This window comes from Sorangium sp. So ce834, from assembly GCF_051521425.1.
Taxonomy (GTDB): domain Bacteria; phylum Myxococcota_A; class Polyangia; order Polyangiales; family Polyangiaceae; genus Sorangium; species Sorangium cellulosum_D.
In genome coordinates this window covers 2788078-2804342 of the sequence record NZ_CP150351.1, presented here as the reverse complement: position 1 = coordinate 2804342, position 16265 = coordinate 2788078, and the positions used below count along the sequence as shown (strand labels likewise).

Below are 16265 nucleotides of genomic sequence, written 5' to 3'. Positions count from 1 at the left end.
CCCTCACCGCAGCTTCATCGACGCCAGGGAGACCAGCGCCAGGAGGATGGAGATGATCCAGAAGCGGACGATGATCTTGGGCTCCGCCCACCCCTTCTTCTCGTAGTGGTGGTGGATCGGCGCCATCAAGAAGACGCGCTTGCCGGTGAGCTTGAACGAGACGACCTGCGTGATGACGCTGACCGTCTCGATGAAGAAGATCCCCCCGAGGATGATCGACAGGAGCTCGTTCTTGGTGAAGACGGCGAGCATCCCGAGCCCGCCCCCGAGGGCGAGCGACCCGACGTCTCCCATGAAGACCTGCGCGGGGTACGTGTTGTACCAGAGGAAGCCGATCCCCGCGCCGATGACCGAGCCGCAGTACACCGACAGCTCGCCGGCCGACGCGATCGCCGGGATGTCGAGGTAGGCCGCGAGCGAGAAGTTCGCGATCGAGGCGCCGACGATGTACGCGAGGATGAGGTACGTCCCCGCGTTGATGATCACCGGGCCGATCGCGAGCCCGTCGAGGCCGTCGGTGAGGTTCACGGCGTTCGACGTCGCGACCACGACGAAGACGGCGAACGGGACGTAGGCGTAGAGCGGCAGCTCGATGTGGTACTTCGAGAACGCGACGAACGGGATCGCGAGCCGCGTCCTGATCTCCGCCCAGTCCGGCGGGAGCTTGGAGGCGAGCAGGAACGTGTAGGCCACGGCCGCGCCGCCGATGAGCACCTGGCCGATGAGCTTGTAGCGGCCCGGCAGGCCGCCGCTGTTCCGCCGCTTGATCTTGAGGAAGTCGTCCAGGTAGCCGATGACGCCGTAGCCCGCGGTCACCGCCGTCGTCGCGAGGACGAACGGGTTCCGGAGGTCGGCCCACAGCACGGTGGGGAGCAGCAGCGACAGCAGGATGAGCGCGCCGCCCATCGTCGGCGTGCCCGCCTTGATCTTGTGCGTCTCCGGCCCCTCGGCGCGGACCACCTGCCCGATCTGCTTGCGCCGCAGCTCGCGGATGAACCACGGCGCGAGCAGGAACGTCAGCACCATGGCGGTGATCGTCGCCATGATCGTGCGGAACGGGATGTAGCGCAGGACGTTGAGCCAGCTCAGCCAGCTGTAGTGGAACTTGAGCGGGTAGAAGAGCTCGTAGATCATCCCGCACCTCCGCGCGGCTGCAGCTCGGCCTCGGCGCGAGCGCGGCGGGCGGCGAGCGCGCGGCGCGCCTCGTCGCGATCGTCGAGCGGCAGCGTGACGCCGCCGATGATCTGGTACGGCTCGTGGCCCTTGCCCGCGATGAGGACCAGGTCCCCGGGCTCGGCGTCCTGCACCGCGCGCTCGATGGCGCGCACGCGATCGAGCTCCACGACGACGCGCGCGCGCCCGGCGGCGAGGCCCGGCAGGATGGCGTCGGCGATCGCGCGCGGATCCTCGCTGCGCGGGTTGTCGTTGGTCACGATGGCGACGTCGGCGCCGAGGCCGACCGCCTCGCCCATCCGCGGCCGCTTCAGCGGATCGCGGTCGCCGCCGCACCCGAACACGCAGTGGACGCGCCCGCCGCCGAGGGCGCGGACGCTCGCGAGCACGCGGGCGAGCGCGTCCGGCGTGTGGGCGTAATCGACGAGCACGATCACGTCGTCGACGCCCGGGGTATCGCAGCGCTCCAGGCGGCCGGCGACCTGGATCGGCGACGAGAGCGCCGCCGCGGCGTCGCCGACGTCGAACCCGAGCAGGTACGCCACGGCGAGGGCGGCCAGCAGGTTCGACGCGTTGTGCGCGCCGAGCAGGTGGGACCGGATGGTGACCTCGCCGGCGGGCGTGCGGGCGCGGAGGAAGATGCCGCGCGCCTCGTGGACGAGCTCGACGGGCGCGACCTCCGCCGCGTCCGGGCCGGCGCCCACCTCGGTCGAGTAGCGCGCGAGCGTCGACGCGACCGGGCGCGAGAGCCCGCCCGGGGCGATCCGCTGGACGAGCTCCCGCCCGAAGGGATCGTCGACGTTGATCGCCGCGGCGCCGGGGCCGAGATCCACGAACAGGCGCGCCTTCGCCTCGGCGTACGCCTCCATCGTGCCGTGGTAATCGAGGTGATCCTGGGTGAGGTTCGTGAAGACGGCGGTCCGGAAGCGGACCGCGTCGACGCGCTTCGCGGCGAGCGCGATCGACGAGACCTCCATCACGAGGTGCGTCGCGCCGCGGCCGACCATCGCCGCGGCGACGCGCGCGAGCTCGTCCGCCTCGGGGCTCGTGTGCGAGGCGTGGACGTCGAGATCGCCGAAGCGGTAGCCGAGCGTCCCCACGATCCCGGCCCGGCCGCCGCACCGATCGATGCAGGCCTGCACGAGGTGGGCCGTCGTCGTCTTGCCGTTCGTGCCGGTGATGCCGACGACGTCGAGCGTGAAGGTCGGGTGCCGGTAGACCGCCGCGGCGGCCAGGGCGAGCGCGAGCGGCACGTCGGGCACCTCGACGCGGGCGGCGCCGAGCGTGTCGGCGGCGCTCCCGCGCGCGAGGATGACCGCCCGCGCGCCGCGCGCGACGGCCTCGGAAATGAAGCGCTCGCCGTGCGCGCGCGCGCCCGCGCGCGCCACGAAGATGTCCCCCGGCTCCACCTTCCGCGAGTCGAGGCGCACGCCGGTCACGAGCAGCTCCGCCGCGTCCGCGGGGGACAGCGCGGCGCCCGGGATCTCGCGCAGCACGTCGCCGAGGCGGAGCGCGAGCTCGACCTCGGCCACGCCGGCCTCCTTGTGGTCGCGCGGCGTCATGTGGGGGGCTCGAAGATCAGCTTCAGGGGCGATCCCTTGGGCAGCACGGTCCCGGCCGGGGGCTCCTGGCGCGTGAGCTTCCCCGTGCCCTCGACGCTCGGATCGAGCCCGAGCGCCGCGGCGCTCCTCACCGCCTCGCGCTGCGGCAGGCCGGTGAGATCGGGGACGCGCAGCTCCCCCGTCTTGAGCGGCGCCGACGGCGTGACCACCCCCGTCGCGATCGGCGCCGCCGCGGCGCGCGCCTCGTTCAGGACCTGGTAGGTGTTCGCCGCGATGTCCTCGCCCGACTGCTCGGCGACCTCCGACAGCTTCATCGGCACGCTCCCGCGCGGGGTAACGCCCAGGTAGCGCAGCGCCATCTCGCCGACCCGCCGGAAGACGGGCGCCGCGACCGAGCCGCCGCCGTACGTGCCGCCCAGCGGCTCATCGAGCACCACGGCGATGGCGAGCCGCGGCCGCTCGGCCGGGACGAAGCCGACGAACGACGCCACGTAGTGGGTGTCGGTGTACCTGCCCGTCGCCGGATCGATCTTCTGCGCCGTGCCCGTCTTCCCCGCGACGCGGAAGCCCGGGATGCTCGCCTCGACGCCGGTCCCGTTGCCCTCCGTCACCGCGACGAGCATCTCCGACATCATCCGCGCGATCGACGCGGGCACCGCGTCGCGGCGCACGCGCGGCGACGTCTCGGACAGCGTGACGCCGGTGCCGTCGGTGATCCGCTTGATCAGGATGGGCTCGAGCAGCCGACCGCGGTTGGCGACCGACGCCATGGCCATGGCGAGCTGGAGCGTCGTCACGCTGATCCCCTGCCCGAACGAGGCGGCCGCCGTCTCGACCTGGACCCAGGGGCGGCCGCGCGGCCGCAGCACGCCCACGGACTCGCCCGGCAGCGGCACGCCGGTGAGGTCGCCGAAGCCGAACCGGCGGAGGCCCTCGTAGAGCCGTTGCTCGCCGAGCCCGAGCGCGATCTTCGCCGTGCCGATGTTGGACGACTGGCCGAGGATCTGCGGCAGCGTCAGCCACTTGTGCACGTGCGTGTCGTGGATCACGACGTTGTCGATCGCCATGTTCCCCTCCTCGCAGTAGATGGTCGCGCTCGGAGAGACGCTCTTCGCCGCGAGCGCGCTCGCGATGGCGAACACCTTCATCGTGGAGCCGGGCTCGAAGCGATCGACCACGCAGCGGTTGCGCCGGGCCCCGGGATCGCTCTGCGAGTAGTCGTTCGGGTTGAACCCCGGGGCGCTCGCCATCGCGAGGATCTCGCCGCTCTCGGGGTCGACGACCACGATCGAGCCGCCGATCGCCTCGTAGGTCTTCATCGCCGCCTCGAGCTCGCGCTCGGCGGTGAACTGGATGCCCTTGTCGATCGTGAGGTGGACGTCGTGCCCGGCGAGCGCCTGCTCGTCCGCGATCCCCTCCGAGAAGATGAGCCGGCCCGATCGATCGCGGAGCCCGCGCACCTCCGCCGCGTTGCCGCGGAGCTCGTGCTCCATGCTGAGCTCGAGCCCCTCCTTGCCCTCGCCGTCGGTGGCGACGAAGCCGAGCAGCGGGCCGGCGAGCTCGCGGTTCGGGTAGAAGCGGCGCCCCTCACCCTCGATCACGAGCCCGCGCACCGGGTAGCGCTGCGTCCGATCGCCGAGCGCGCGGACGTTCTCGACCTCCTGCTCGGAGATGCGGCGCTTGAGCCAGGCGAAGCGGCGCCGCCGGCTGAGCTTCTCCACGACGTCCTCGACCGGCAGCGAGAGCGCCTGCGCGATGCGCTCGGCGTACTGCTGGATCCGCATCGGGATGTACTGCTCGTCGACGCCGCGGAGCATCTCGACCGCGTCGACGGAGACGCTGGGCACCTCCACGCTCTCCGCGAGCGGCGCGCCGTTCCGGTCGTAGATGGTGCCGCGTTTCGGCGTGATGTGGAGCCGCCGCTGGCGCTGCCGCTCGGCGAGGTCGTACCAGGCGTCGCCGTCCTCGACCTCGATCCGGTAGGCGCCGGACACGACGCCGCCCAGGCCGAGCGCCATGAGGCCGCAGAGCAGCCCCATGCGGATGCGGATCCACCGCGCGCGCCGCGGATCGAGGTTCTTCATTCCGGCTGACCCCCGCTCGGCGGCGCGCTGCCGGCCTCGCCGCTCGTCGGATCGCGCTCCGGCGGCGCCGCGTAGCCCCGCACCGGGAAGACCCGCTCGGGCGGCGGCGGCGTCATGCCGAGCAGCGAGCGGGCGACCATCTCCACGCGCTGCGGCGTCTCGTAGCTGGCCGCCTCGAGCGACAGCACCCGCTTGACCTCGCGCAGCCGCGCCTGCTCGGCGCGCGCCCGGCCGAGCCGGTAGCCGAGGTCGACCGTGCGCCCGCGCAGGGCGAGGTGCACGACGAACGCCGCCACGGTCGCGGCCACCGCGAGCGTCCAGAGCACGAGGAACGGGCGCTGCTGCGTCACGCGAGCGCCTCAGGGCCGGAGACGCGCCGCGCGGCGCGGAGCTTCGCGCTGCGGGCCCGCGGGTTGCCTTCGATCTCCTCGTCGCCCGCGGTCACCGGCTTCTTGGTGAGCGGCTGCCAGACCTCCGGCTCGCGCAGCGCGCGCTTGACGATGCGGTCCTCGAGCGAGTGGAACGAGATCACCGCGAGCACGCCGCCGGGCGCGACGATCCTGGGCGCCGCCTCGAGCAGCGCCTCGAGCTCGTCGAGCTCTCCGTTCACGGCGATGCGCAGCGCCTGGAACGTGCGCGTCGCCGGATCGACGCCGCCGATGCGCGCCGGCCCGACCGCGCGCACCACGGCGCGCCTGAGGTCGAGCGTCGTCGCGAGCTCGCCGCCCTCGGCCGCCTGCTTGATACAGCGGGCGACCCGCCGGCTGCGGCGCTCCTCGCCGTAGCGGTAGATGAGGTCCGCGAGCTCCTCGTCGCTGAGCCGCTCGATGAGCTCGAGCGCCGTCTCGCCGCGGCTCCGGTCCATCCGCATGTCGAGCGGCCCCTCGGCGCGGAAGCTCATGCCGCGGGCCGGGTCGTCGAGCTGCATGGAGCTCACGCCGATGTCGGCCACGAGCCCGTCCACCTGCGGGACGCCGAGGGCGGCGAGGTGCCGCTCGATCTCGGAGAACTCGCCGTGAACGTAGGTCACCCGGTCCCCCATCCGGGCGAGCCGGGCGCGCGCGATGGCGAGGGCGCGCTCGTCGCGATCGATCCCGATGACCCGGCTGCCGGGCGTGTCGAGGATCGCCTCGGTGTGGCCGCCGGCGCCGAGCGTCGCGTCGACGTAGACGCCCTGGCTGACGGGCGCGAGGGCGGCGATCACCTCGCGGCCGAGGACGGAGACGTGCTGCTCGCCGCGCGGCCGCGGTGGCGGAGGGGGCAGGTGCATGGGGACTACATTGACGACGTTCATAGGCGGAACTGCTCCGCGATTGCTGTCTTGAAGCTCTGAAGCTCGACCTCGCTCATCTGCTGGGCGGCCTTCCACCGCTCCTTCGACCAGAGCTCGATCGTCTGTCCCATCCCCGCCCACAGGACGTCCTTCGCGAGGCTCGCGTGCTCGCGGAGCGACGGCGGGATGAGGATCCGGCCCTGCTTGTCGAGGTCGCACTCGACGGCCGCGGACAGGTAGCGGCGCCGGAACGCGACCACGTTGGAATCGAATTGCGGCAGCGCTGCAATTTTAGCCTCCAGCTCCTCCCAGGCCTTCATCGGGTACGCGTGTAGGCAGGGGTCGAAGAGGGCGGGGGTGATGACCATGCGCAGGTCGTTCGCGGCCGCGAGCACGTCCCGAAAGCGCGAAGGGAGGCTCGTGCGCCCCTTCGCGTCGATCGCGTGCTCGAAGTGACCGCGAAACATCGTGCTCATCGACCCCAGCTCCGGCTGGCCTGTCCTGCCGAGGGCTTGGCGACGCGTTGCTCCAACGAGCGCTCACCGCGTCGTGACATTCTCTGCCACTTCTTCCCACGAAGCTCCGCCACGCTACGGAGGGAGGTGCCGAGTGTCAACAGTTTGGGAGATTTCTGGACCTCAACCGGCACCTATGTAGGGCATTTATCCACAAGGTGTTCTTTCGCAAAACAGCGCGTTTTCTCGCGATCCAGCGGCTGAACCGGGACCGTGGGAGGAAGTGGGGAGCCGCTGGAAGGTGAGCGCGACCGCTTCTGGCGGACGCTGGCAAGGCGGAAAGGAAGCGAGGCGGATCGCCGCCCTGGACGACCGATTTCGCGGGCCGGCAGGCGGGACCGTGGACGGCGACCAGGCGGGCTCAGCGAGCCGGCTGCCGGTGGGGAAGCGTTCGGTGGGGGAGCGTGGGGGCGCGCGGTGGGGGAGAGTGGGGACCCGCGCGGTGGGGGAGAGTGGGGAGCCGCGCCGCCGCGGCGGTCAGCCGTGGGGGGTCACGTGGGTCTGGACCCACTCCACGATGCTCTTCAGGGTGGTACCGGGGGTGAAGACGCCCTTCACGCCGGCGTCCTGGAGGCGCGCGACGTCCTCGTCCGGGATGATGCCCCCGCCGAAGACGACGATGTCCTCGGCGCCGTGCTTGCGGAGGGCCTCGATGACGGCGGGGAAGAGGGTGTTGTGCGCTCCGGACATGATCGACAGCCCCACGGCGTCGACGTCCTCCTGCACGGCGGCGGACGCGATCATGTCGGGGGTCTGGTGCAGGCCCGTGTAGACCACCTCGAAGCCCGCGTCGCGGAGTGCCCGGGCGACCACCTTCGCGCCGCGGTCGTGGCCGTCCAGGCCGGGCTTGGCCACGAGGATTCGGACTTTGCGCTCTGCCATGATCGCGTCGATTACCGCCTGCCCGGGCATGCGTAAAGCGCAGCGCCCCGGCGCAGCGGCCTCCCCTCCCCGCGAGCGCTCACTGGGCCGCGAAGACGAACGGGATGGTCACGGGCGTGGAGCCCGAGGAGGGCGGAAACCGCCAGGACTTGATCCGCGAGGCGATGCAGCTCGCCAGGCCGGGGTAGTCCTTCTCCGAGCCGCCGGCCGAGACGGACTGGACGGCGCCAGAGGCGCCGATGACCACCGAGGCCGAGACGCGGGCGGTGGTGGACGCGTTGCGGTCGCGCGCGTCGAGGGCGGGCTGCCAGCAGTGGCGCCGGACGCTCGGCCGGTTCGCCTCGACGACGCCGGCGATCTCCCCCTGGGAGAGCGGGGTCAGGCTGGAGCCGGCGCCCTGGCTGCCCGGCCCCGACGTGGGGCCGGGGACCCCGGCGCCGAACCCGGACCGGTCGAGCTGCGCCCCGGTCGCGGAGGCGACCGGCTTTTCCGGCGGAGGGCGCTGGCTCGCCACGGCGCCCGGCTTGCCGGGCGAGGCGGCCTCCGGCCTGGCAGAAGGCGCCTCGGCGGGCGGCGGCGCCTCCGGCTCGACGCTGGGCGGCGGCGGCGGGGCGGCCGTGGGGAGATCGACCGGGTTGCTCGGCGGCGCGGTCACGACCTGCACGGTGGTCTGCGGCTTGGGCGACAGCAGGACGTAGGCGGAGACGCCGCCGAACGCCGCCGCCATGGCGATGAAGGCGTAGGCGAGCGGGCTCATGCCCGAGCGCCGCCTCGGCGCGACCGTCTCCACCAGGCTGGCGGGCGTGGCCACGAGGGGCGCAGGCTCCGCCGAGGAGAGCGCTCCGGCCGGCGCCGCCGTCAGGGGCGACGAGCCGCCCACGGCCACGCCGCCCGCCGGCGCCGTCGCGGACGGCGAGCCGCCCAGGGTCAGGCCGCCCGCGGCGCGAGCGACGTCGGCCGAGGCGGGCTGCGCCAGGTCGGCTCTCGGCGCGGCGGCGGCCGCCGGCCTGGCCGCGAACGGATCGGCCAGCACCTCGACCGGCGCGGGGCCCGCGGCGTGGGCCCGCGCGGCGCCGCCCGAGGCGTCGGCCCACGCGGCCGGCGCGCTCGCGGCGGACGTCGCCGGCGCGCTCGCGGCCGGCGTCCCCGCCGCAGTGAAGGCGGCGACCGCGGGGGACCGCTCGCTCAGGCCGGGGGCCTCCGGCTCGAGCGCCGCCGCGCGCGCGGGCGCGGCCGCTGCGAGCGGGGGGACCCTCGACGACGAGGGCGCCTTCGCCGGCGGAGGGACCTGCGGCTGAACGGCGGCGAAGCCCGTGCTGCTGGTGCGGCGCGCGGGCGCGGACACGCGGGTCGTCTGGGCCTGCGTGACGATCTCGAGCAGCTCCGGGAAGTTCTTGAGGGGCAGCCACTCGTCGAAGCCCTCGCGCCAGACGAGGGAGTCGCCGTCCACCGCGCCGGCGAGCGCCTTCTCGCGGATGACGGCGAGCCGCACCGGGCCGAGCGGGACCCCGCCGACCCCGACGTACCAGTCCTCGCTCGCCGTGGAGCGCACGGCCGGCGCCTTCCCGAGCGGCCGGTCGTTGGACATCGATCGCGTGAACACGCTGGCGGCCCCCGCCGGCGGCGCGGGCTCCGCCGCCCGCGCGGCGGGACCGGCAGGCGCGGGCTGGGCGGCCCGCGGCGCGGCGGCCGAGGGCTGGGCGGCCCGCGGTGCGGCGGGCGCGGGCGTGCCGGGCGTCGGCGCCCCCGGCGCAGGGCGCGGGCCCGACACCGGCCCGGGCGCGGCGCGCGGGGCCACCGGAGGTCGAGGCGCGCCCCCCGGGCGCGGGAGGGCCTGCGACGCCGGCCGGGGCGGCGCCGGCGCAGCGACCTGGCCCCGCGACGACGCCGGCGGCGGCTTCGGCGCGCTCGCGGCACCGGGGTCGGCCACCGTCGCGCCGAGCCCGGCGGGCGGAGCCTCGTCGCTCGGGGGGGCGAGCTGCGCGTCGTCGGCCGTCGCGCGCGGCGGCTCGACCGGGAGAGCCCGCGCCACGGAGCTCTCGGTGACGCTCGCGCTCACCTGAATGAGGTGCCCGCATCGCCGGCACTGCATCCGCACCATCTTGCCGGCGACCTTCTCGTCGCCGATCTGGTACTTGGCCTTGCAGTTATCGCAGATGAATTTCATCCAGGGACGCGCCTGCCGGTGGAATCGGCGCAGTCTACGACAGCTTGACCGCGGGCGACATGGGCTAGACGGTCAGAGCAGCCCGAGCAGGTGCTCCTTGATGGATTGCCGCGTCGGGTCATCGGGCGCGACGCCCAGCGCGCGCTCCCACGTCTCGATGGCTTTGTTGCGGAACCCGGCCTTCTGGTAGAGCACCGCGAGGTTCTTCAGGGCCGGGAAGTGCTTGCCGTTGATGTGCAGCGCCGTCTCCAGCTCCTGGATGGCGTCGTAGAGCTGCCCCTGCTTGCCGTAGAGCAGGCCGAGGTGGAAGTGCAGCCGGTACGCGAGCGGATCGATGGCCGTGCCCTCGCGCAGGTGCCGCACGGCTTTATCGAAATCGCCCGCGCGGTACGCCGCGATCCCCGCGGCGAGGAGGCGCTCTGCCTCGGCCGAAATCCGGTCCTGATCACCGCGGATCGAGCGCGCCTGGAGCGCGTTCTCGACGGCGGCGACGACGTCGGCCACGCGGAAGGGCTTCTCGATGTACGCCTCCACGCCGTAGCTCGACTTCAGGTCCTCCGCGAACCGCCACCCGCGGTAGACGGCCGAGATCATGATGATCGGGATGTGGCCGTAGCGCTGGGTGCCCTTCATGCGGCGGGCGATGTCGAAGCCGTGCACCTCGGGCAGCATGGCGTCGAGGATCATCACGTCGGGCGGATTCTCCTTGACCATGCGCAGCGCGAGGAGCCCGCGGTCGGCCTCCTCGACGCGGTACCCGCGCTCCTCGAAGATGCGGCGGAGCAGCTTCCGGATCTCCGGCTCGTCGTCGACCACGAGGATCGTGGTCTGATCGCCCTGCGGCGCCTTGCCTGCGCCCGGGAGCGACTCGACCACGGACAAATCGCGGTCGGCGGTGCCGAAGTCGGTGTCCGTCAGCTCATCGGCGGCCGCCGCCCTCCGCATGGCGTCGTCGACGACGAGCGGGGGCCCCGCCGAGGAGATGCGGGCCGGCGACGGGGCAGCGGGCGGGCTCGGGTCGTCCGTCAGATCGGCGAACGAGATCTCGGCGTCGTCGCGCGGGCGCTCCGGCGCGGGCTTCGCCGGCGGGGCGGCGCTGGGCGCGGGCGGGGGCGCAGGGGCGGCAGGGGCCTGGGCGACCGTCGACGGCGGCACGGCGGACGCGGGCCGGCGCGGCGGAGGCTGCGCAGGAGCGGGCGCGGGCGCGGGCGGCGCCTCCGGCGCGGACGACGCCGTCGCGGCGCCGAGCCCGGCCCGCTTCAGCACCTCGGGCGGGCACCTGGCGCCGACGAAGAACGGCTCGCCCTGCTCCTTCATGTCGTAGGCGGCCGCGATGGTCCGCACGAGGGGGCCCGCGAGCGCGATGTACGGGAAGACGCGCTTGCCCGTCACGAACTCGAGCTCGTCGATCACCTTCTTGTCGGCGGGCGCGGCCATGGCCACGAGGATGCGATCCTCGCGGACGAGCACGGGCAGGAGCTTGTGCTTGGCGGCGATCTCGCGCGGCAGGATCGAGAGGTCGCTGAGCTTGATGCAGACCTGGTTGAGATCGATGCCGGGAACGCCGCTCTGCTCGGAGAGGGCCTTCAGCGCAGCGACCTCGGAGACGGTGCCGCTCTCGATGAGGTTCGTGGCGAGGGGGACCCCCTTCGCGCGCGCCTCGAGGAGCGCTTGTTCGAGCTGGGGCTGGGTGACCGCCCTTTGCTGGAGGAGGATGCGTCCGAGCGGCTTCTTGTTGGCGTCTTGCGTCATTCCGCGGGCCGAATCCGAAGGCTAATGGACGAGGAAAGCGCGGGCAAGCACGCGGTCCGCGCGCGAGGGCGGCCGTTCGGCCGGCGCGGCCGGCTGGGGCTCGCGCGCCGGCGCCTCGGGCCCACGGGCGGGTCGAGCGCGGCCGAGGCGTGGCCCCGCGCGCGCGGGTGCGGGCGCGCGGCGCCATGCCGGAGGCGAGGGCTCACCATCCGCCCATGGTACCTCGGAACCCTCCCGGGCAGCGCGGACGTTGCGCCCGCGGCGCGATCCCCCGCGGCCGCTCCAGGAGCGCCTCCAGAGACCATGGAGACGATGTAGGCGGCCTTCGAGCGCGCGGTCGCTCGGCCCCTGGGTGCTCGGTTACTCGGCGGCATCGCGCGCGCCGAGCCACGCGCGGGCGAACGCCGCGTACCGCCCCTCGGCGATGGCCGCGCGCGCCTCGCGCATCAGGCGGCCATACAGGTGGAGGTTGTGCTCGGTCAGCAGGCGCAGCACCAGGATCTCGCCCGCCATGTAGAGGTGCCGGAGGTACGCGCGGCTGTACCCCCCGGCGCAGGTCGGGCAGGCGCAGGTCGGATCGAGCGGCGATCGGTCCTCCTTGTAGCGCGCCTGCTTGATGACGATCTTGCCGTGCTGCGTGAGCGCCTGCCCGTTGCGGGCGTTCCGGGTGGGGAGCACGCAATCGAACATGTCGACCCCGGCGCCGATCGCGTGAACGAGATCGAGCGGCGTCCCCACGCCCATGAGATAGCGGGGGCGCGACGGATCGAGGTGCGGCGCGATCTGCGCGACGACCTCGTGCATCAGCGCGATCGGCTCGCCCACGGAGAAGCCGCCCAGGGCGAGCCCATCGAACGGCAGGGCCCCGAGCTCGTCCGCGTGCGCCGTGCGCAGGGCGACCGAGGTGCCGCCCTGCACGATGCCGAAGAGCGCCTGGGTGGGGCGCTTGGCGGCGAGGCAGCGCTTCCCCCAGCGCGTCGTCAGGCGGCAGGCCTCCTCGACCTCCGCGAGCGGCGCGCCGCCGGGCGGGCACACGTCGAGCTGCATCGCGATGTCGGCCCCGAGCAGCCCCTGCACCTCCATCGCGACCTCGGGCGTGAGCGCCTTGCGGGCGCCGTCGAGGTGCGAGCGGAACACGAAGCCGTCCTCCACGAGGGTGCGCCGCTCGGCGAGCGAGAAGGCCTGGAAGCCGCCGGAGTCCGTGAGCATCGCGTGCGGCCAGCGCGTGAACGCGTGCAGCCCGCCGAGCTGCGCGACGAGCTCGGGCCCGGGGCGGAGCCACAGGTGGTACGTGTTGCCGAGGACGATCCTCGCGCCGGTCGCGGCCACCTCGGCGGGGGTCAACGTCTTCACGCTGCCCTGGGTGCCGACCGGCATGAACGTCGGGGTCGGCACGTCGCCGTGCGGCGTGGAGAGCACGCCCGTGCGGGCATGACCGTCCCGCGCGAGCTCGGTGAAGGCGAAGCCGGGCGTCCGGCTCATGACGCGCTCGCGCCGCGGATCAGCATGGCGTCTCCATAAGAATAGAAGCGGTAGCGGGCCTCGATCGCCGCGCGGTACGCGAGGAGCGCGCGCTCGCGGCCGGCGAAGGCGAACACCAGCGCGAGCAGCGTCGAGCGCGGCAGGTGGAAGTTCGTCAGCAAGCCGTCCACGACGCGGAACCGGTAGCCGGGCTGGATCAGCAGGCGCGTCTCCCCGGACTGCGCCCGCACGAGGCCCTCGGCCGCCGGGTCGGCCGCGCTCTCCAGCGCGCGCACCACGGTGGTGCCGATCGCGACCACCGGCGCGCCGCGCTCGCGCGCGGCCGCGACCGCGCCGGCGGTCGCCTCGGGGACCGAGTAGATCTCGGCGTGCATCGGGTGCTCGTCGAGATCGTCGACCGTGACCGGCTGGAACGTGCCGAGGCCGACGTGCAGCGTGACGCTCGCGATCTCGACCCCGTTCGCGCGGAGCCGCTCGACGAGCCCGGGCGAGAGGTGGAGGCCCGCCGTGGGCGCGGCGACCGCGCCCGGGACGCGGGCGAAGATGGTCTGGTACCGCTCGCGATCGGACGCGTCGTCGCCGCGGCCGAGGTAGGGCGGGAGCGGGACGTGCCCGTAGGCGTCGATCGCGGCCGCGACGGACAGCCCTGCCGGCGACGAGAGCCGCACCGTGAGCACGCCGTCGTCCGCGCGCTCCAGCACCTCCGCGACCAGCGCCCCGTCGCGCTCGAGATCGAGCACCGCGCCCGGCCGGATCGGCTTGGACGCGCGCCCCATCGCTCGCCAGCGCTCGGGGCGCGCCGCGCCCTCGCGCGGCTCGCCGGCGGTCCCCCCCCCGCCGTCGGGCGCCTCGTCCAGCCGGTGCAGCAGGAAGAGCTCCACCTGCCCTCCGGTGCCGCGCTTCTTGCCGAACAGCCGGGCGGGCACGACCTTCGTGTCGTTGACGACGACGAGCGCGCCGCGCTCGATGTACCGGTCGAGATCGCGGATCGCGCCGTGCTCGACCTCGCCGGCCTCGCGGCCGCGGTCGACCAGGAGGAGCCTGGCGCCGTCGCGCTCCTCGGGGGGCCGCGACGCGATGAGCGCTTCAGGGAGTTCGTAGTCGAGCAGCTCGCAGCGCACGCCGCGCTACTAGCACGACGCGGGCGTGAGCACGTTCGTCTTGGCGCGCAGGAAGCGACAGATCTCGCCCACCTTGTAAGGCTTCGGGACGAACGCCACGGCGCCGCAGTCCGCGCGCTCGACCTGGCGCGCGGAGAGGTGATACGGGCTGGAGAGCACGACCCGCACCCTCGGGAAGGCATGCCGGATGTGACGGGCGAGCTCGAGGCCGTTCAGGTCCGGCATCATCAGGTCGATCATCGCCACGTCGATCGGGGAGGCGCCGAGGAGGCGCAGCGCATCCTGGAACGAGGCGGCGAAGACGACCTCGAACCCCTCGACGCTTAGCCCAGCTGAAAGAGCGCGACGCTGGGAATTCTCACCGTCCACGATCAGCATGCGGGCCATTAAGCGACCTCCTGCGGCGAGCGCCGCCAACCATGACTACGCCTATCGGGTCACGGTTTAGCAATTGCCGGGCCAAGCTGCCGAATCACCGAGTTGCGGTTGCCGACGCCGAAGTGAAACAGATGCGCACAGTCTACATCAGCCGCCCCATTGCACTAAGGCAAATCCCGACGCAGGGCCATTGCAAAGATGCAAGCCAAGGTGGGCTAGCTGCCCTGATTTGCTGCCGAGTCAGGTGTGTTGCTCAGCCTGGCCGTGCGTGCCGGTCGAACCCCGGACAGGCACACGCCGGTTGAGCCCGGTGGGCAGCACGTTGCCCAGCCAGGTGAGCACTGGCCTGCTCAGTCGCGTCTGCGGATACCCGCTGTACCCCGAGGGAACGTCCTGCTGAGCCTGGTCGTCAGGAACGGCAGCGCGGAACCCGGCTGCGGAGGGGCAGCTCAGCCCGGGGGGTACGTGATCGTCAGGCGGGTCATCTTGCGCCAGAGGGTGGTCGCGCTGATCCCGAGCACCTCGGCGGCGCGCTCCCGGCTGCCGTCGCACTCCCGCAGCGCGGCCTCGATCGCCTGGCGCTCGGCGCAGTCGACCACGTCGGCGAGCAGCCGGCTGCCGCCCTCGGGCGCCCGCTTCGGCTGCACGGCGGCGGGCAGCACGTCGTCGACGCTGATGACGCCGCCGCCCGAGAGGGCCACCGCCTGCTCCACCATGTTCTCGAGCTCGCGGATGTTGCCGGGGAAGTCGTACTGCGTCAGCGCCTCGACGACGCCGTCCGCGGCGCGCGCCCGACAGGCCATCTTCCGGTTGTACTTCTCCAGGAAGAACTCCCAGAGGATCGGGATGTCCTCGCGCCGCGCGCGCAGCGGCGGGAGCACGAAGCGCGCGACGTTCAGCCGGTAGTAGAGATCCTGGCGGAACCGCTTCTCCGCCACCGCGGTCAGGAGCTCCTGGTTCGTCGCCGCGATGATGCGCACGTCGACGTGGATGGGCTTGTTCTCGCCCACGCGGCGGATCTCGTTCTCCTGGATCGCGCGGAGCAGCTTCGCCTGGAAGGTGAGCGGGGTCTCGGCGATCTCGTCGAAGAAGAACGTGCCCCCGTCGGCCTCCTCGAACAGCCCCTTCCTCGCCGAGATCGCGCCCGTGAACGAGCCGCGCGCGTGGCCGAACAGCTCGCTCTCGAGGAGCGTCTCGCTGATGGCGGCGCAGTTCACCGGCACGAAGGGGCGATCGGCGCGCTTGCTGTTGGCGTGGATGGCCTTGGCGACCAGCTCCTTGCCGGTGCCGCTCTCGCCGGTGATGAGCACCGTCGCGTCGGTCGGCGCGACCTTCACGATCCGGCCCAGCACCTCGCGGACCGCCTGCGAGCGGCCCACGATGTTCTCGAAGCGGTAGCGCTCCTTGAACTCGCTCGCGAGCAGCTGCACCTCCCCGGTGAGCTTCCGGTTCTGGATCGCGCGCTCCACCTTCACGAGGAGCTCCTGCTCCGAGAACGGCTTCTGGATGTAGTCGAACGCGCCGAGCCGCATCGCCTCGACCGCGCTCTCGATGGTGCCGTACGCGGTCATCACGATGACCTCGGTGTTCGCGTTCGACTCCTTCACCGCGCGCAGGACGCCGATGCCGTCGAAGCCGCCCATCCGCAGATCGGTGAGCACGACATCGTATGCACCCTTGGCGCCCAGGTCGGCGCCCTGGCTGCCGTCGCCCGCTTCATCGACCTCGTACCCGGCGCCACGCAGCATCATCGCGAGCGTGGTCCGCATGTTCCGCTGGTCATCGACGACAAGAATCTTCGACATGGATTTCCCCCGCCGCGCTCATCCTCCTCGAGGGACGAGCGCGGCGCGACGATCACGGCCGACGCACCGAG

13 protein-coding genes are annotated in these 16265 nt (G+C 73.0%); all 13 read right to left on the bottom strand.

Annotated features, from left to right (window positions below):
- Positions 1-3: 3 nt before the first annotated feature.
- The 13 genes from mraY to WMF20_RS09940 all read right to left on the bottom strand — a co-directional run bounded on the left by mraY (position 4) and on the right by WMF20_RS09940 (position 16194).
- The gene (gene mraY, locus WMF20_RS10000) at positions 4-1134 is read right to left on the bottom strand and encodes a phospho-N-acetylmuramoyl-pentapeptide-transferase (RefSeq protein ID WP_437612729.1); all 1131 of its coding nucleotides are present in this window, start codon (positions 1132-1134) and stop codon (positions 4-6) included.
- A complete protein-coding gene (locus tag WMF20_RS09995) occupies positions 1131-2735 on the bottom strand; it encodes a UDP-N-acetylmuramoyl-L-alanyl-D-glutamate--2,6-diaminopimelate ligase (RefSeq protein ID WP_437612727.1) in 1605 nt (534 codons plus the stop codon). Before WMF20_RS09995 ends, mraY begins: the two co-directional genes overlap by 4 nt.
- Positions 2732-4819, bottom strand: a complete 2088-nt coding sequence (locus WMF20_RS09990; RefSeq protein WP_129574128.1) for a penicillin-binding protein — start codon at positions 4817-4819, stop codon at positions 2732-2734. Before WMF20_RS09990 ends, WMF20_RS09995 begins: the two co-directional genes overlap by 4 nt.
- Entirely contained in the window at positions 4816-5169 is a 354-nt protein-coding gene (locus WMF20_RS09985; protein ID WP_129574127.1) for a cell division protein FtsL, read from the bottom strand. Before WMF20_RS09985 ends, WMF20_RS09990 begins: the two co-directional genes overlap by 4 nt.
- Positions 5166-6113: a 16S rRNA (cytosine(1402)-N(4))-methyltransferase RsmH gene (gene rsmH, locus WMF20_RS09980; RefSeq protein WP_129574126.1), complete on the bottom strand. Its 948-nt coding sequence runs from the start codon at positions 6111-6113 to the stop codon at positions 5166-5168. The genes WMF20_RS09985 and rsmH overlap by 4 nt, the downstream gene beginning before the upstream one ends.
- Positions 6110-6568, bottom strand: coding sequence for a division/cell wall cluster transcriptional repressor MraZ (gene mraZ / locus WMF20_RS09975; protein WP_437612724.1), 459 nt, complete (start codon positions 6566-6568; stop codon positions 6110-6112). The genes rsmH and mraZ overlap by 4 nt, the downstream gene beginning before the upstream one ends.
- A gap of 516 nt (positions 6569-7084) precedes the next feature.
- Positions 7085-7489 (bottom strand): cobalamin B12-binding domain-containing protein, encoded by a 405-nt coding sequence (locus WMF20_RS09970; protein ID WP_129574124.1) that lies wholly within the window; start codon positions 7487-7489, stop codon positions 7085-7087.
- A 79-nt stretch (positions 7490-7568) separates the two neighbouring features.
- Positions 7569-9656 carry a GYF domain-containing protein gene (locus tag WMF20_RS09965; protein ID WP_437612722.1) on the bottom strand — a complete coding sequence of 696 codons (2088 nt, stop codon included), beginning with the start codon at positions 9654-9656 and terminating at the stop codon, positions 7569-7571.
- A gap of 72 nt (positions 9657-9728) precedes the next feature.
- Entirely contained in the window at positions 9729-11408 is a 1680-nt protein-coding gene (locus WMF20_RS09960) for a response regulator (protein WP_437612720.1), read from the bottom strand.
- Between the two features lie 360 nt (positions 11409-11768).
- Positions 11769-12890: a tRNA guanosine(34) transglycosylase Tgt gene (gene tgt / locus WMF20_RS09955; RefSeq protein ID WP_437612718.1), complete on the bottom strand. Its 1122-nt coding sequence runs from the start codon at positions 12888-12890 to the stop codon at positions 11769-11771.
- Positions 12887-14011 (bottom strand): tRNA preQ1(34) S-adenosylmethionine ribosyltransferase-isomerase QueA, encoded by a 1125-nt coding sequence (queA, locus tag WMF20_RS09950; RefSeq protein WP_437612716.1) that lies wholly within the window; start codon positions 14009-14011, stop codon positions 12887-12889. The genes tgt and queA overlap by 4 nt, the downstream gene beginning before the upstream one ends.
- Before the next feature lie 9 nt (positions 14012-14020).
- Entirely contained in the window at positions 14021-14428 is a 408-nt protein-coding gene (locus WMF20_RS09945) for a response regulator (protein ID WP_237245212.1), read from the bottom strand.
- Between the two features lie 410 nt (positions 14429-14838).
- Positions 14839-16194 (bottom strand): sigma-54-dependent transcriptional regulator, encoded by a 1356-nt coding sequence (locus WMF20_RS09940; protein ID WP_437612714.1) that lies wholly within the window; start codon positions 16192-16194, stop codon positions 14839-14841.
- Positions 16195-16265: the final 71 nt, after the last annotated feature.

What these genes read in the sequence shown, in the direction of transcription:
- mraY (WP_437612729.1), bottom strand. Translation starts at nt 1,134, where the DNA reads ATGATCTACGAGCTCTTCTACCCGCTCAAGTTCCACTACAGCTGGCTG.
- WMF20_RS09995 (WP_437612727.1), bottom strand. Translation starts at nt 2,735, where the DNA reads ATGACGCCGCGCGACCACAAGGAGGCCGGCGTGGCCGAGGTCGAGCTC.
- WMF20_RS09990 (WP_129574128.1), bottom strand. Translation starts at nt 4,819, where the DNA reads ATGAAGAACCTCGATCCGCGGCGCGCGCGGTGGATCCGCATCCGCATG.
- rsmH (WP_129574126.1), bottom strand. Translation starts at nt 6,113, where the DNA reads ATGAACGTCGTCAATGTAGTCCCCATGCACCTGCCCCCTCCGCCACCG.
- mraZ (WP_437612724.1), bottom strand. Translation starts at nt 6,568, where the DNA reads ATGAGCACGATGTTTCGCGGTCACTTCGAGCACGCGATCGACGCGAAG.
- WMF20_RS09970 (WP_129574124.1), bottom strand. Translation starts at nt 7,489, where the DNA reads ATGGCAGAGCGCAAAGTCCGAATCCTCGTGGCCAAGCCCGGCCTGGAC.
- WMF20_RS09965 (WP_437612722.1), bottom strand. Translation starts at nt 9,656, where the DNA reads ATGAAATTCATCTGCGATAACTGCAAGGCCAAGTACCAGATCGGCGAC.
- WMF20_RS09960 (WP_437612720.1), bottom strand. Translation starts at nt 11,408, where the DNA reads ATGACGCAAGACGCCAACAAGAAGCCGCTCGGACGCATCCTCCTCCAG.
- tgt (WP_437612718.1), bottom strand. Translation starts at nt 12,890, where the DNA reads ATGAGCCGGACGCCCGGCTTCGCCTTCACCGAGCTCGCGCGGGACGGT.
- WMF20_RS09940 (WP_437612714.1), bottom strand. Translation starts at nt 16,194, where the DNA reads ATGTCGAAGATTCTTGTCGTCGATGACCAGCGGAACATGCGGACCACG.